12 protein-coding genes and 1 pseudogene are annotated in these 13733 nt (G+C 59.5%); 4 read left to right on the forward strand and 9 right to left on the reverse strand.

The window, feature by feature from the left end; genetic code table 11:
- Window positions 1–110: 110 nt before the first annotated feature.
- The gene (locus tag JG747_RS11320; protein WP_202361803.1) at window positions 111–497 is read right to left on the reverse strand and encodes a hypothetical protein; all 387 of its coding nucleotides are present in this window, start codon (window positions 495–497) and stop codon (window positions 111–113) included.
- Between the two features lie 581 nt (window positions 498–1078).
- Here JG747_RS11320 and JG747_RS11325 point away from each other — a divergent pair.
- Together JG747_RS11325 and JG747_RS37665 are read left to right on the forward strand one after the other, a co-directional pair.
- Window positions 1079–1312 (forward strand): ankyrin repeat domain-containing protein, encoded by a 234-nt coding sequence (locus JG747_RS11325; protein ID WP_244748371.1) that lies wholly within the window; start codon window positions 1079–1081, stop codon window positions 1310–1312.
- Between the two features lie 6 nt (window positions 1313–1318).
- Window positions 1319–1411: a hypothetical protein gene (locus tag JG747_RS37665; RefSeq protein ID WP_342215571.1), complete on the forward strand. Its 93-nt coding sequence runs from the start codon at window positions 1319–1321 to the stop codon at window positions 1409–1411.
- Between the two features lie 153 nt (window positions 1412–1564).
- On the opposite strand, the gene JG747_RS11330 is transcribed toward JG747_RS37665, so the two are convergent.
- Complete coding sequence (locus JG747_RS11330; protein ID WP_202361804.1) at window positions 1565–2386, reverse strand: DUF1194 domain-containing protein; 822 nt, start codon at window positions 2384–2386, stop codon at window positions 1565–1567.
- Window positions 2387–2599: 213 nt separating this feature from the next.
- Here JG747_RS11330 and JG747_RS11340 point away from each other — a divergent pair, with 213 nt between their 5' ends.
- Window positions 2600–7408, forward strand: coding sequence for an nSTAND1 domain-containing NTPase (locus tag JG747_RS11340; protein ID WP_244748372.1), 4809 nt, complete (start codon window positions 2600–2602; stop codon window positions 7406–7408).
- Window positions 7409–7694: 286 nt separating this feature from the next.
- Here JG747_RS11340 and JG747_RS11345 read toward each other — a convergent pair whose 3' ends face one another.
- The 3 genes from JG747_RS11345 to JG747_RS11355 all read right to left on the reverse strand — a co-directional run bounded on the left by JG747_RS11345 (window position 7695) and on the right by JG747_RS11355 (window position 10456).
- On the reverse strand, window positions 7695–8903 hold the full coding sequence (locus tag JG747_RS11345; protein ID WP_202361805.1) for a cysteine desulfurase-like protein: 1209 nt from the start codon (window positions 8901–8903) through the stop codon (window positions 7695–7697).
- A gap of 23 nt (window positions 8904–8926) precedes the next feature.
- Window positions 8927–9598, reverse strand: coding sequence for an amino acid ABC transporter permease (locus JG747_RS11350; protein ID WP_064980659.1), 672 nt, complete (start codon window positions 9596–9598; stop codon window positions 8927–8929).
- Between the two features lie 66 nt (window positions 9599–9664).
- On the reverse strand, window positions 9665–10456 hold the full coding sequence (locus JG747_RS11355) for a transporter substrate-binding domain-containing protein (protein ID WP_064980658.1): 792 nt from the start codon (window positions 10454–10456) through the stop codon (window positions 9665–9667).
- 183 nt (window positions 10457–10639) lie between these two features.
- Between JG747_RS11355 and JG747_RS11360 the strand changes: the two genes are divergently transcribed.
- Window positions 10640–11353, forward strand: a complete 714-nt coding sequence (locus JG747_RS11360) for a FadR/GntR family transcriptional regulator (protein WP_202361806.1) — start codon at window positions 10640–10642, stop codon at window positions 11351–11353.
- Between the two features lie 51 nt (window positions 11354–11404).
- On the opposite strand, the pseudogene JG747_RS11365 reads toward JG747_RS11360, so the two are convergent.
- The 4 genes and pseudogenes from JG747_RS11365 to JG747_RS11380 form a co-directional block, all read right to left on the reverse strand.
- Window positions 11405–11943, reverse strand: a pseudogene (locus tag JG747_RS11365) (sigma-70 family RNA polymerase sigma factor).
- 50 nt (window positions 11944–11993) lie between these two features.
- On the reverse strand, window positions 11994–12863 hold the full coding sequence (locus JG747_RS11370; protein WP_202361807.1) for a hypothetical protein: 870 nt from the start codon (window positions 12861–12863) through the stop codon (window positions 11994–11996).
- Between the two features lie 241 nt (window positions 12864–13104).
- The gene (locus JG747_RS11375) at window positions 13105–13386 is read right to left on the reverse strand and encodes a conjugal transfer protein TraD (RefSeq protein ID WP_202361808.1); all 282 of its coding nucleotides are present in this window, start codon (window positions 13384–13386) and stop codon (window positions 13105–13107) included.
- Window position 13387: 1 nt separating this feature from the next.
- A complete protein-coding gene (locus tag JG747_RS11380; protein WP_202361809.1) occupies window positions 13388–13714 on the reverse strand; it encodes a conjugal transfer protein TraD in 327 nt (108 codons plus the stop codon).
- Between the last annotated feature and the right edge of the window lie 19 nt (window positions 13715–13733).

Consider the following 13733-nt stretch of genomic DNA (forward strand, 5'->3'; position numbering starts at 1 on the left):
CACATGAGCAGCGCGGAATCAACTTCCTGCATCAGTGGATAGCCGACAACGTGCCCGAGCCCAAATAGGATCGGTGCGGCCACCTACGGTTGGTTGGCGTCAGCTCGAGTTTAACTCGTGCCCTTAGGAACGAAGAAACACGTCCATCTGAATCTATAGTAGGCTTGGAACTTTGTATGGGGAATGATCACTCGATAGAACGTCATTAAACGCTCACAGAGATGGTAGTGGTCATCAAGGGAGGCTTGGGCGCGTTCCCTGGGGATAAACCACTCCGGCTCTTGTGGCTCATTGAGATAGGCAGGGCGGGGCAGGCGGACGTAATAGCCGTCTTTGGTCTCCCTCACGGCGCGAGAGTCTATCGGATGGCAATCTTTGTTGCCGCAGCAATCATACTGCAACACCGGGTCTTTTTTGCCGGTATACCAATCGTGGGCATCTGCGTCGCCGGCCAAGAGAAGCCCTGCCAGCGCGATCCATCCCCGTGGCTGTTTCATGTTACCCCTCGCTTTTAAGGGGTAGAGTATATTAGCTATATCTAATTGTCAGCCTGCAGCTCGGACACCGTCACCGAAGGTTACCCGACACGGTTCACTACGTAGGCAGGCCGCCCAGCCAGGCGATGGGCGTCCCTGGTATGCGAGGCGCGGCTGTTGAAGGAGCTATAGCCGTATCGATCAATATTATTGTTGACTAAAGTAATGGAACGTTCAATGGACAAGACAGGAACCAAAACAGTCGCGCCCGACCTTAGTCTGTCAGGCGCAGGACTTTAGTCCTGCCATTTTATATTTAAGCACGCAAGTTAATGGGCTCGACATAGGGCCGCACCTCGTGGGATCAATAGCAGAATGAATTCGAGCAGCTATGGTGTGAACGCGGAAGGATCGCACTAGGCTTCCTCATCCTCTTCCCCCCAAAGTCGCCAGTGGGTTGGCTCTACATCCACGAAATGGCCGGTTATCGCTTCTCTCCAGCCGTCAACGGCGCGTCTGAAAGGGAACACTCCCTACGGCCACTGGTGTCGCTGGCGTCATCACATATCATTAGTCATTACTAATGTAGCCAGAAAGTGCGAATGGATAAGGGCACCGAAATCGAGGAGCTGGAGAAAGGAGCATCGCGGCTCTTCTTGGCAGTGCGTAGTGGCCACGTCGAGGCGACGGAACTGCTGATCAAGCGCCGTGCCGATGTCCACAAGGAGGCGGTTCTCGGGCTGCCGATGGCCGTTGCCGTGCTGAAGAACGCCGCCGACATGGTTAGGCTGTTGCTGGCGCATGGTGTCGACGCCAACGCCCGGACGCGGGGTTAACCGACGCTGACCCTCGCGGTCACCAATGGCTGCCTCGACTGCGTCAAGGCGCTGGTCGAGGCCGTCGCTGATGTCAACGCCGTATGGGTCCAAGTCTGACGAATCGCCAGGAGCCTTCGTCAGTCGGCGCAGGCGCCACCAGCGGGTTCGCGCGCCTATGGTAAGCATGGGCTGTCATTCTTTGACGTCGTGCCCGCGCGGTTGTCATGAGGAACTGGCAGCCGTGAAATCACTCCAATCCTTAGTGACTCTTTATCGTCCAGGCCTCTCTCCGATCGTGTCGCAATCGACGATCGGTCGTGAGCGGCTCCGATAAGTCGCGGGCTGCACGATAGTGGGCAAACCGGCAATTTCATTCACGAGCTTCTTGCGAATGGCGCTCGCAAAGCCCGCAGTGTTCTCGACCGTTATAGAGAAGGCACCAGAACCGCCAATGACACAACTCTCGTAATACAGCTCGATAAAGTGCGGCCCAAAGCTGTCCAGCGTGTCGGCAGCGCGCAGTGAGATAGCCAGTCCGTTGACGGTAACGCCGTCAGTTATGAGTGCGTCGTGCACGAGTTGAAGCGGTAGACCGGCATTGTTGGGTCCGTCGCCAGATAGGTCAATAACCCTGCGCGGGCTCCCTAAGCCACTCTTCGCGAACAAAGCATTCGCAGCCGACAATGCGCCGGAAATAGACGTTCCACGGCCTTCAGTCAACGGCAGCGCCGCGAGCCTGTCTGCCAACATCAGAGCGTCGTCGAGGCTTTCGACAATTGTCCATGGCATAACGACTGTTTGCTGACGTGGCCCTGCCCATTCGAGATAAAGCACTGCGATTCTGCCTCGCTCTCCAGACTTGATCGCCCTCGCGATATCGGCGTGACGGAAGGCCTCGACGTAGCCGTCGCGTTGCACCCTTTGCTCAGAACTGCTCATTGAAGGAGATACGTCCACGGCAAGGATCAATTGCAGATCGACTTCGGCCAAGCCGCCCGCGGGACGATCTGTCGAGTGAGCCTGCGGGGCTACCGCGAAGAACAGCGTCAGCAGGCAGGCGCCCATTAGCCGCAGCACCGGTCTTGCACCCATACTCCTAGCAATCCGCAATAAGTAACCCATGGCGAGACCCTCCCGTTGACAAGGGAATTGTCGGTCCTAGGCCCCTCCCAGGTCACGAATGCCTTCCGATCATTCGCCGAAATCTGCGTTCCCCGCCCGGTCTGGCCGATGATGGCTCTTCACGACGCGGAACCGTGCTAGGATCGAAGCATCGACTGCGGCTTCGTGCTTGAGGGAATCGGCTTGAGTAGCTCGCGCCCCACCACGTTCGTACTCAACGGCGTTACTGCCGATCTGAGCAGCGAGACGTTGCGCGACAAGTCCAACAGGACAATCGCACTACGCCACCAGACCTTCGCGGTGCTTCGTCACCTTCTGGAGAACGCTGATCGCGTCATCACCAAAGACGACCTGATGAAGGCAGTCTGGAATGGGATAGCCGTGACCGATGACAGCCTGGTGCAATGCATTCACGAGATACGTGCGGCGCTCAATGACAGTCGACAGGTTGTCGTGCAGACAGTGCCTAGACGCGGTTACAGGCTGGTCCTTCCCTCAAATTCCGGACCGAAAATGGCCACCATCCTGGCAGCCGAATTGGCCCCAGACGCCCGGCCGGCAGGCAAGGATGAGCGGATCTCTCCTGCAACCTTCCGGGCGTTCAGCGAGATCGTCGATCGGCTCCTGGTGCAACATGCGGCTCGCGTGTTCGCGAGCCCCGAAGGGAACGTCCTCGCCGAGTTCACGGGTCCTGTCGAGGCGCTGCGGTGCGCGAGCGAGATTCAGCTTGAGGTCAACGGCCGGAATCGCAATGTTCCCGAGATGGAGCGCCTGCGCTTACGCAGCGGCGTTCACCTGGGTTATGTCGTGGCCGAGGGCGATCATCTCACTGGCGAGGTGGTCGAGGTTGCGGCTGAACTGCAAAGCTTGTCTCGGCCGGGCGGGATTATTGTTACAGAGGCGATCCACGCCCAGGCTCAAGGTCGGCTCTCGCTGGAATTCGTCGATCTCGGCGAGTACGCGCTGAAGAACTCCGCACGCACCTTGCGCATCTACCGCGTGGCCCTTGCCCCGGAAGAACCGGTTAGGTCGCCGTTTCGCGGTCTCGACGCCTTCGAATTCGAAGACGCCGATCTCTTCTTTGGCCGGGCGCGGGCGATTGCTGCCTGCATTGCCAGACTGGAGCAGCAGGCAGCAAGCGGCACGGCATTCCTGCTCATTTACGGGATGAGCGGTTGCGGCAAGTCTTCCCTCCTGCGCGCTGGCCTGCTGCCGTCATTGACATTGCATGGAGCCGTGGCAGGCATATGCTTGTGGCGCCACTGCCTGATACGCCTCTCCGAGGGGCCTGATGCATTCACTGTGCTGGCTGCGGCGCTGCTTCACGAAGCTGCCGTGCCGGAGTTGTCCTGCGAAGTGACTGCTGCTGAGTTTGCTCGGCTCTGCAGAAGCACGCCGGATCGAGCCCTGGTGATGGTCCGACAGGCACTTCTCAAGGCCGCCGGGCCGGCCCGGTCGCAGATCAGATTGCTTGTCGCCATCGATCAACTGGAGGAACTGTTCACGTCAGAGAGACAGCCGGCGACGCGTGAGGCCCTTGTGCGGTTCATGGCGGTGCTGGCCGCCAGCGGACTCGTCTGGGTGATCGCAGCGATCCGTTCGGACTTCTATCACCGCTGCGGTGAGGTCCAGGGTTTCTCGGCGCTCAAAGACGGCCTCGCTAGCTACGAACTCCTGCCGCCGACTGGCACAGAGATTGGGCAGATCATCCGCGAACCCGCGCGCGTTGCCGGCCTTCGTTTCGAGGAGAATGCCGAGCGGGGGCGCCTCGATGATGTGCTGCAGGATGCAGCAGCTGCCGATCCCGGATCATTGCCGCTTCTCGAGTTTGTCCTCGACGCGTTGTACGAGGCGGGCCGCGACCGCCGAGTTCTCACCTTTGCGCACTATCGTGCGCTCGGCGGGCTCGAAGGGGCTATAGCGCGCCGCGCCGACGAAGTCGTGGACTTGCTGGCGCCCGATATCCAGGAGGTCTTACCCGCGGTGCTGCGCGCCCTAACCACGGCAAGTCCGGGCGATGGAACGATCACGGCGCGTCCAGCGCTGTTCACCGAAATTGCAAGCACTGCCGCGCGTTTGGCCCTCGTCAGGGCCCTGATCGACGCAAGGCTCCTCGTCAGCGATGAGGACGCAGGAGGGCATGTCTTCGTCCGCGTTGCACATGAAGCCCTGTTAAGGCGCTGGCCGCGAGCCGGTGACATTGTGAATACCAACCGGAACTTCCTCGAGACGCGCGAACGCCTCAGGGCTGACGCCCACCGATGGCACCTGGAGAACAGGAATCGAGAGCTTCTCCTTCCGCCCGGCAAACGTCTCGCGGAGGGCGAAGAGCTGATGCTGTCGAGACGAGAGGAGGTCGACGATGCCGTGCTTGAATACATAGAGGAGTCCTTGCATGCTCATCAGCAAAAAGAAGAGAAGGACCAACACGCAGCGCGTGCGCTGATCGCGGCCGCCGAAGAGGCAAAACGCGAGCGCCTGGAGCGCGAAGCCGAGCGCCGGAGCCTCGCGGCCGCCGCAGCAAACCGGCTTGCCCGACGTACTCGCAATGCCGCCGTTGTGGCGCTAACGCTCGCTCTGATGGCGGGCGCCGGTGCACTAGTCGCGTTCAGGGCGCAGGAGGAGGCAAGGTGGCAACGGGACCAGGCGCTGCGCAATCAGTACCTTTCGCTCTCCTTCCTTTCGGAGCAGTCCGCGTCGAGAGGCAACACGGAGGCTGCGATCCTGTTGGCGCTCGAAGCGCTGTCCCCGAAGGACCAATCCGAGCGGCCATATCTCTTTGAAGCGGAGGCCGCCCTCTACAAGGCTCTGCTGGCGCACCACCAGATCAAAATCTTCCGGCACCGCGCCGGCGTCGCGGACGCGGCATTCAATCCGACCGGCGATCGCATCGTCACCGCATCCTACGACAAGACTGCCGGGGTCTGGGAAGTCTCCAGCGGTGTCGAGACCGCAGTTTTAAAAGGTCATCAAGAGGTTGTGGAGAGGGCTGAATTCAGCCCGAGCGGAAGCCGTATCTTGACTGCCGCGAGGGACGGTACTGCACGTCTCTGGGACGCCGTCTCGGGAGAGCAGCTCTTCATCCTGCGGCCGGTAGGCAACTATCCAACCGCGATCTTCAGTCCGGATGGCAACCGGGTGCTGACGGCAGGACAGGACAGCGATGCAACGCTCTGGGACGCTCGGACCGGAAAGAAAGTCCTGAGTGTGAGCAGCGACGGATATACGCGTGCAGCCTTCAATTCAGTCGGCCATAGTTTCGCGACCGCATACAGGGGAGTCGTTTCGATCTGGAACACCGCGGATGGCGTACTGACACGGTCGATTCGAGTGAGCTGCTGGCCCTACAGCCTAGCCTTCAGCCCGGACGGGAGCCGGATACTGTCCGGCGCGTGGGGCCCGCTTACATACGGCGGCCCTTCCAGCCTCATCGATGTGTCGAAGGGAACCGAGATCGCAAAGTTGGCCGGCAACACGAGCGACACACAGTTGAACGGCGTGATCTTCAGTCACGGGGGTCAGCGGATCGCCACGGTATCCCTCGATGGCGCTGCCCGGATCTGGGATGGAGCGTCAGGCACACTGCATGGCCTGCTCGGCCAGGAGGTCTCGGGTTTGAGGCTGACTGATATCGGTGGCGATGAACGCGATGAGGAGATGAACGGTGCTTTCAGCCCGGACGACCGCTTCCTGGCGACCGCCTCGGTCAATGGCCCGATCCGCATCTGGGACGTTGAACGCGCCTCGCTGGTCACGACCATCGCCGGTCATGAATCCTTGGTAGAGCATCTGGAATTCAGCCCGATCGACAGCAACATCCTTCTAACTGCTTCACACGATGGCACCGCTCGGCTGTGGGATATCAACGGCGCTCTCACGACCACGCTCTCACATGAATATCAGCCGATTTTCGCGGTCTTCAGTCCTGACAATGTCCACCTGCTGACCGGTGGCGGCGATAGCGCGGCGCATCTGTGGAATGTCTTGAGCGGGCGCGAGACAACCCGGCTCGATACACATGAGATGGTTCAAAGCGCGACGTTCAGCCCGGATGGAAAGCGCGTCGCGACGGCATCTCTTGAGGGGCAGGTCCGTGTTTGGAATGTGGTCACGGGACACGAAACCGCCCAGTTTCGCTCACGTGGCGGACTGATAGATATCCAATTTGGTCCCGACGGCAAATCGCTTCTATCCGCATCGATACACGGTACCGCGCAGCTTTGGGACGTGGCGACCGGGACCGAGCAGGCCGCCATCAATACGAGCAGCAATCTGCCGCGGGCTGTTCTTAACCCTGGCGGAAATCTGATGCTCGCGGCCCAGGAAGACAATGCGGGCCACCTCCTGAAGACGAGCGGGGGTGAGCTTAAGGCACTTGTGGGGCATCAGGACCGCATCACGGCAGCCGCCTTCAGCCCAGATGGTCAACTCGTCGCCACAGGCTCGCGCGACCACACGGCCCGCATTTGGTCGACCTCGGACGGAGAAAACGTCAGAACGCTGAAGGGACATACCGGCGCGGTAACAGTGGTCGCCTTCAGCCCCGACGGTCAATCGCTGCTGACCGCCTCGCGCGATGGAACCGTGCGGATCTGGAGCGTCGCTGGGGGGCAGGAAAAGGTTCTTAGGGGCCACAGCGCTGCAGTGAACAGCGCCGAGTTCAGTCCCAATGGCTTGTACGTCGTGACCGCGTCGACCGAAGATCGAACGGTCCGGTTATGGGCGACACAATCGGGGCGCCAGATTGCAGTCCTTGGCAGTCAGGACGAAGCAACCGTTCTACCGGGCTTTCCACGCGCAGCTTTCAGCGCCGACGGCAACCATGTTGCTATTGTTTCCGGCGAAAAAAGGATCCGCATCGTTCGCGTCTTCCAGACACCCAGGGACCTCATTGACTTCGCCCGGCGCACCGTCCCTCGCGACCTCACCGCTTGCGAGCGGCGAAGCTTCTTCCTGCCTGAAGACCCGGCAAGCGGCACTTGTCCGGGCTGAAGTCGCAACGAGGTGGTCGATCTCGGGTGCTCGCCGGCTGGTGGAAACGTTTCTGTACCGGTTATGCGATACGGCGGCGAGGCGAAGCGAGGGGGCGTCAGATGCGGAGCGAGCACAACGATCATGGGCTGCGAAGGGTAGGCAGGCGTTCGATGTTGAACAGCGTGAAGAGCCGACGGGACGGCAACTTAGCCGACGAAGAACCCCAGTCGGTCGCCGATTACGCTTACTGCTGTGGGGCCGACAGCTGAACGTCGCAATCAATCTCAGCCCTGGAACATTACGTCTAGCTCAGCGATTGGTCGAGCACATCGATCAGCCGGTCGACTTCGACAATCGTGTTGTAGTGCACCATGGAAACGCGAATGACGCCGCTGGGCGACAGTCCAAGCGCTTCGGCCAGGCGGCGCGAATGGAAATCGCCGTGACGCACGCCGATCTTGGCCTGGTCGGTTCGGGCGACGATATCCTGAGGGGCGTGGCCGTCGACCGTGAAGCTGATCGTCGGCACCCGAAATGCCGCCTGCGAGTTCTGGTCGCCAACGATCCGGACGCCATTGCGCACGCGCAACCACGACAGCAGGCGTTCGCCGATCTCCGCCTCGTGCGCCGCGATCTGGTCAAATGCGCTCTCGATCGCATGACGGCCTTTGCCTCTGCCCAGTGCCTCCAGATAGTCGACAATGCCGGCGGCGCCCCAGACAAGTTCGTAGCAGGGATTTCCAGGCTCAAGTTTTCCGGGCACTTTGTCCTTGCCGTAGAAGTAATGGTAAAGCCCGTCGAGTTCGAGCAGCAGTTCATGGCGCCCATACATGACCGCGTAATGCGGCCCGTAGGTCTTGTAGAAAGAGAATACGTAGTAGTCGACGTCGAGTTCCTGGACGTCGAGGGTGCGATGCGGGGCGTAGGCGACACCGTCGACGCAGATGCGAGCCCCGCGCGCATGAACGAAATCTGCGATTTGCCGGATCGGATTGATGGAGCCGAGCAGGTTGGAGGCATGGGTCACGCAGACCAGCCGCGTGCGAACGCTCATCAGAGCGTCGAGCGTGTCGAGGGATGGCATAAGCGTTTCGGGATCAATCTCCCAAACCCTGAAGACGATGCCGCGCTGCTTGAGGATCAACCAGGGACCAATGTTCGACTCGTGATCGAAATTGGTCACGATAATCTCGTCGCCCGCCGTCAACTGGCTTGCCATGGCGGTTGCCAGAAAGCGCACGAGCACGGTGGTGGAAGGGCCGAAGAAAACCTCCTCGGGTCGCGCCGCGCCAACGAATGTGGCGATGCGGTCGCGTGCCTGCGCCAGCAGTTCGCTGGCTTTGACCGACGGCCCGTAAGAGGCGCCGGTCTGAACGCTGGTCGTTAGCATATATTCGGCGACTCGCTCGGCCACCGGGCGCAATACTTGCGAACCGCCAGCATTATCAAAGAACGCCCAGCCTGTTTCCAGCGCCGGAAATTGGGAACGAACAAATTCGATATCGAGCGACATGGATGGCCTCTTGGGGAAAGTCTTCAACGTTCAGATTTGGCGAGCCGCTTCTCCAGCATGCCGACAAGCCGGACCAGAGGAAGCAGGATGATGAGGTAGATGGCGGCTGCTACGATCAGCGGCGTCGGATTGGCTGCCAGCGCCTGCGCCTGGTTTGCCTGTTTGAGCAGATCCGGCATTGCCACCACGGAAGCCAATGCAGTGTCCTTCATGACGTTTATGGCGTTCGAGGTCAGCGGCGGCACGACAATCCTGATCGCTTGCGGCAAGATCACCTTGAGCATGGTCGAATAGAAGTGGAGCCCAAGCGCCCGTGCGGCTTCGAATTGACCTTTCGGAATAGCGACGATGCCGGCGCGGATGATTTCGGCGGAATAGGCGGCCGATATCATCGAGATCGAGGTTGACGCGGCGGTGAACGAACTGAACCGGATGCCGGCAAAGGGCAGCGCGTAGTAGACGACGAACAGCAGCACCAGAACAGGTATAGAGCGGAAGACGTCGATGTAGGCGACTGTCACAAACCGCACAGGCGAGGGCCCATAAAGTCGCAGCATCGCCAGACCAATGCCGACAAAGAACCCGACCAGGATGCAGACGACGCCAAGTGTCAGCGTGGTGGCAAGGCCACTCAGGATGAGCGGCAGCGTCTCCACGAAGACGCGGTAGTTCAAAAACGTATCGAAAATGGACATGTCCCAGCCTCTGCGTCACGGGAGAAGGAGGCCGCAACGCGATCTCCTTCCACACAATGACCGGGATCAGAGCTTCGGCATATCCAGGACAGTCGCCGTGGCAAGCCCTTCATCGGGCTTGGTGCCAAACCAGGTTTCGTGAATCTTTGCCAGCGTGCCGTCTTTCTTCAGAGCCGTGATGACGTCGTTGACCTTGGCGGCCAGCGGCGCATCCTTGGCAAACATCACGGAGTATTGCTCCGTGGTCTTGATGCGTTCGACGACCTTGAACTGCGGTTTGTCCTTCGAATAATAGAGCAATGCCGGAATGTCCGAGATGTAGCCGTCGATGCGCCCCGCCTGCAGATCCAGCATCGCCGGCTGCAAGCCCTCATATTTGTTGATGGTGGCGATTTTCGTCTCGGCCTGATGCGCGGTGGTCCAGATATCACCGGTCGAACCCGTATCGACGCCGACGGTCTTGCCAGCCATGCCGGCGAGGCCCGTGATGCCGCTGTCGCTCTTGACGGTCAGCGACTGGTCGCTGTCGTAATAGGGCTGGGCGAAGCTGACCGATTCAAGCCGCTTCTTGGTGATCGTGATCGATGAGACCGCGGCGTCGATCTGACCGGACTGAACGGCGGCGAACAGACCGGCAAACGGGATGTTCGTGAACTTGACGTCCATGCCGAGCCGCTTGCCGACCTCTGTCATCAGGTCGATTTCAAAGCCCACCATCTTGCCGTTGGCGTCCTGGAACTCCCAGGGAACATTGCCGATGTTGGCGCCGACATTGATCTCCGCAGCGTGCGAAATGGCGGCAGTTAAGGACCCCAAGGCAAGTGCTCCCGAGATCAGAATTGCTTTAAACACTCTCATTGAATTCCCCTTTTTGATGACTTTTTTGATTGAAGTGGTTAGACCGGTCTGACCAGTCCGACCAACCAATCATGTGCCCCTGAAAAATGCAAGGCATTCCGTCCGCCAGCAGGATCGGCTACCTCTGAAGCGACCAGAGGTTCAGCCTGATCGGCGCTGTCGTCCCAGAATGGAAGAAATTCGATGCTTTCGCGTGTTCCAGTACCCCACGCCGCCGCGAGGAAAATCCAGGGCATGATCCTGAGTGGAGAGCTAAGGTCAGGTGAGAAGGTGCCGTCCCAGCGCGAGTTCGCGCTCAGTCTCGGCGTCAGCCGCGCCTCATTGCGCGAAGCCCTTCTGACGCTCGAGACCCTGGGCTTGCTGAAGACAGAGCCGGGGCGAGGGACTTTTGTTTCGCAGGGAACGCCCTCGGCTTCACGCAATATGGCGCGCTGGCGCTATGCCGACAGCTATCCGGTCGCCGATGTCTTCGAAACGCGCATCATGCTGGAGGGGCGGATCGCAGGTCTGTCATCGCAGACGCTGACAGAGATCGAGTTTCAGGCTCTCGAGGCTGAAACGGATACGATGGAACGCAATTGGGAAAGCGGCGACCTGTTGGCCAACGTTGACGCTGATCTCGAATTTCACGCAATCATTGCATCTGCCTGCCCAAACAGAATGATCGTCGATCTCTACCAGTCCCTCCGTAACAAGCTGACCGAGACACAAATCCAGCCGATCCCAATCACAGACCCTGCTCGCATGCGAGCGTCGATCGCGGAGCACAGGCGCATCATCCGTGCCTTGCGAAGTCGCGATGCCGCAAAGGCAACGAGTGAGATGCAAAATCACATCAGCAACACAGCGCGGTGCGCCGGTATCTCAATCGCTTCAAGCGTCCCCAATTCGGGTTGAATATAGACGAGATAGACCGCTGTTAACATCCCCAGAGACGTCTTACATACGTCATTGCTCGACGCTCGCCCGTAGTTGGATCAGGCTGCGCCGAAGCCAGGTTCGCATTGTGTTGAGCGGCACGTTGTGACGCTTTGCAAGCTCTGCGTAGGAGACGCCCTCCTGATACGCGCCCCTAACCGCTGCGGCTTTGTCCTTGCTCAGACTGTCTATGCATCGGGCAAGACTGGCCTGCTGGTCGTTTTCAATCAGCATTCCTCGGCCCACGGCGTCGTGTCGGCTACATCGCCCGCGGCCGCCAGGTCGACAGCTGGAGGGCGGCGCGCTCTGATAAGATCGATCGAATGATTGCGCGCAATCGCCACAAGCCAGGAGATCGGGCTGAGTTGCGAGGTCGCATATCGATCTGCCTTGGACCATATCTTTACATAGACGTCTTGCATCGCCTCCTCGGCCTCCCCACTGTCGCCCAAAATACGCAGGCATACACCGAACAATTTCGCGCATGTATGCTTGTAAAGCAGATCGAACGCCGCCCGATCATGCATGCTTGTTCGCAAGATGAGCTTTGTTATGTCGTCTCGAGTCAGCATGACGCAGCACTTCCCCCAAGCGGCTCACGTCCGCCTGCCACTTCGACCTACGTGCCTTCTGCGAGATGGGAGGAGACGTCGCGACTGACCCGAGGCTCATGTCGAACAATATCGGCCTTGCGCGCCCGACCGCGTCCCCAGCAACCATCGCTCGGAGGAACCGACGCTGGTAGCCGGTCTACCGATGAACGCCAGCGTTGATCTATTTTCTCCAGCGCGGCTTCATCGAAAGCCGACGCGTGTTCCCAGTACCTCCCATGTTCGACAAAATATCCGAGTTCAGCCTCGAGCGTGTCGGCCGTCTCGATGGAAATCGGATCGATGGCGCCCTCAAGCATCGCTCTGAGCGCCTTGATCCGAAGCGGAGTAAGGCGTTCGATAAACCGCAGGTTCACACGCGGTATGGCAAGGCGACTTTCAGGAAGATTCGAAAGGTTTAGGCAGACTGTTCCGTAACGCAGGGCTTTGGCGAACAGCCTTCCAGACTTCGCTTCCAGGTCCCTCAACGTCAAATCGTCGCGTAGCGGGTCAGCTGTCCCAAAGCCATAGAAATGCGTCGGCGCGTTGTTGGGGTAAATCATATCGCAGCCTAGGAACGCTATGAAATCAGGCCGGAGGGCCTTCAGAACCCAATAGCCAGCGGTGAAGGCCATTGTGCCGCCCGCATAGACAAAACCACCGAATTCGTTTTGGGCGGGGACAAAGGCATCCGATTTTACGATCGACGCTGCTCGGGAACGTTGGTCGCTCGGCAGGCGTTCATCAGGAAAATCATCGGGGTGAATCAAATAGTCCCAGTCGGACCGCACTCTCCAAGCGTTGTTGATAACGACAATCGAGGAAAACGTCGTTCGAGGCCATTCCCTGCATCGAACCGCATCCGGGCCACTGCCGACGATCAAGACAATGTTTGGCATGTCAGGCCTCTTTCCTGTTTTACCTTGGATCAGCGTGCGCCGAACGGGTTCTGACCATGTTTGTTGCGATACGGCTGCCGGCGCGAACTGGATCACCCCTCACGCTAAAAACTTATAGGCTGATCGGACAAAAGTTATCTGGAATATCAAAAGTCGATCAAACCGCCTGGTCTTATTGCATGCCTTTCGTAGATTGATTGTGACGTTCAGCTGTCGGCCCCACAGCAGTCAACGTACAGTTCTACAATCGGGGATCGACTGGGGTTCTTCGTCGGCTAAGTTGCCGTCCCGTCGGCTCTTCACGCTGTTCAACATCGAACGCCTGCCTACCCTTCGCAGCCCATGATCGTCGTGCTCGCTCACCTTCATGGCTCTGCAGCTTGGCGCTGATCCAAAGCAGTGCGCCGTAGATGGTAGCGCGATCATCTTTGGTGAGCTCAACAATGCCTGCCTTGACGACAAGGCCACCGAGTTCGATCAGATGCCTGGTGCGCTTGCGCCGCTCGACCTGCCAGGCGCGCATGTCATTGCGAGCCTGTGCCGCCTGCCGGCGGTTGCGGGCTGCCCGGTTGCGCTGGAGTGCCGCGAGGGTTGCGCTGAGATGCCGGAGCAACTCGCCGGGACCGGCTCTCGAAAAACATCACCCCACGCTTGGCCCATGCCTCACGCTTTGCGGTGTCTTTTGTTTCAGCGATTGCGACGAGTGCGCCGGCCAGTTCGTCGGTGTTGAGCTGATCGGCGCCGGTGGAGATCACCAGCTCGCCAAGTTGCTGAAGCTTTCGCGTTTTGAGCTCTCGAGCCTTCTCTTCCAGTGCCTTCAGTTCCGCGTCGAAGTCGCGTGGTTTTCGCATGACTGTCTCCGTCGATTGT

Origin of the sequence: Mesorhizobium sp. 131-3-5 (assembly GCF_016756575.1) — a bacterium.
GTDB classification, from domain to species: Bacteria; Pseudomonadota; Alphaproteobacteria; order Rhizobiales; family Rhizobiaceae; genus Mesorhizobium; species Mesorhizobium jarvisii.

What these genes read in the sequence shown, in the direction of transcription:
- JG747_RS11320 (WP_202361803.1), bottom strand. Translation starts at nt 497, where the DNA reads ATGAAACAGCCACGGGGATGGATCGCGCTGGCAGGGCTTCTCTTGGCC.
- JG747_RS11345 (WP_202361805.1), bottom strand. Translation starts at nt 8,903, where the DNA reads ATGTCGCTCGATATCGAATTTGTTCGTTCCCAATTTCCGGCGCTGGAA.
- JG747_RS11325 (WP_244748371.1), top strand. Translation starts at nt 1,079, where the DNA reads ATGGATAAGGGCACCGAAATCGAGGAGCTGGAGAAAGGAGCATCGCGG.
- JG747_RS11330 (WP_202361804.1), bottom strand. Translation starts at nt 2,386, where the DNA reads ATGGGTGCAAGACCGGTGCTGCGGCTAATGGGCGCCTGCCTGCTGACG.
- JG747_RS11360 (WP_202361806.1), top strand. Translation starts at nt 10,640, where the DNA reads ATGCTTTCGCGTGTTCCAGTACCCCACGCCGCCGCGAGGAAAATCCAG.
- JG747_RS11355 (WP_064980658.1), bottom strand. Translation starts at nt 10,456, where the DNA reads ATGAGAGTGTTTAAAGCAATTCTGATCTCGGGAGCACTTGCCTTGGGG.
- JG747_RS11350 (WP_064980659.1), bottom strand. Translation starts at nt 9,598, where the DNA reads ATGTCCATTTTCGATACGTTTTTGAACTACCGCGTCTTCGTGGAGACG.
- JG747_RS11380 (WP_202361809.1), bottom strand. Translation starts at nt 13,714, where the DNA reads ATGCGAAAACCACGCGACTTCGACGCGGAACTGAAGGCACTGGAAGAG.
- JG747_RS11375 (WP_202361808.1), bottom strand. Translation starts at nt 13,386, where the DNA reads ATGCGCGCCTGGCAGGTCGAGCGGCGCAAGCGCACCAGGCATCTGATC.
- JG747_RS11370 (WP_202361807.1), bottom strand. Translation starts at nt 12,863, where the DNA reads ATGCCAAACATTGTCTTGATCGTCGGCAGTGGCCCGGATGCGGTTCGA.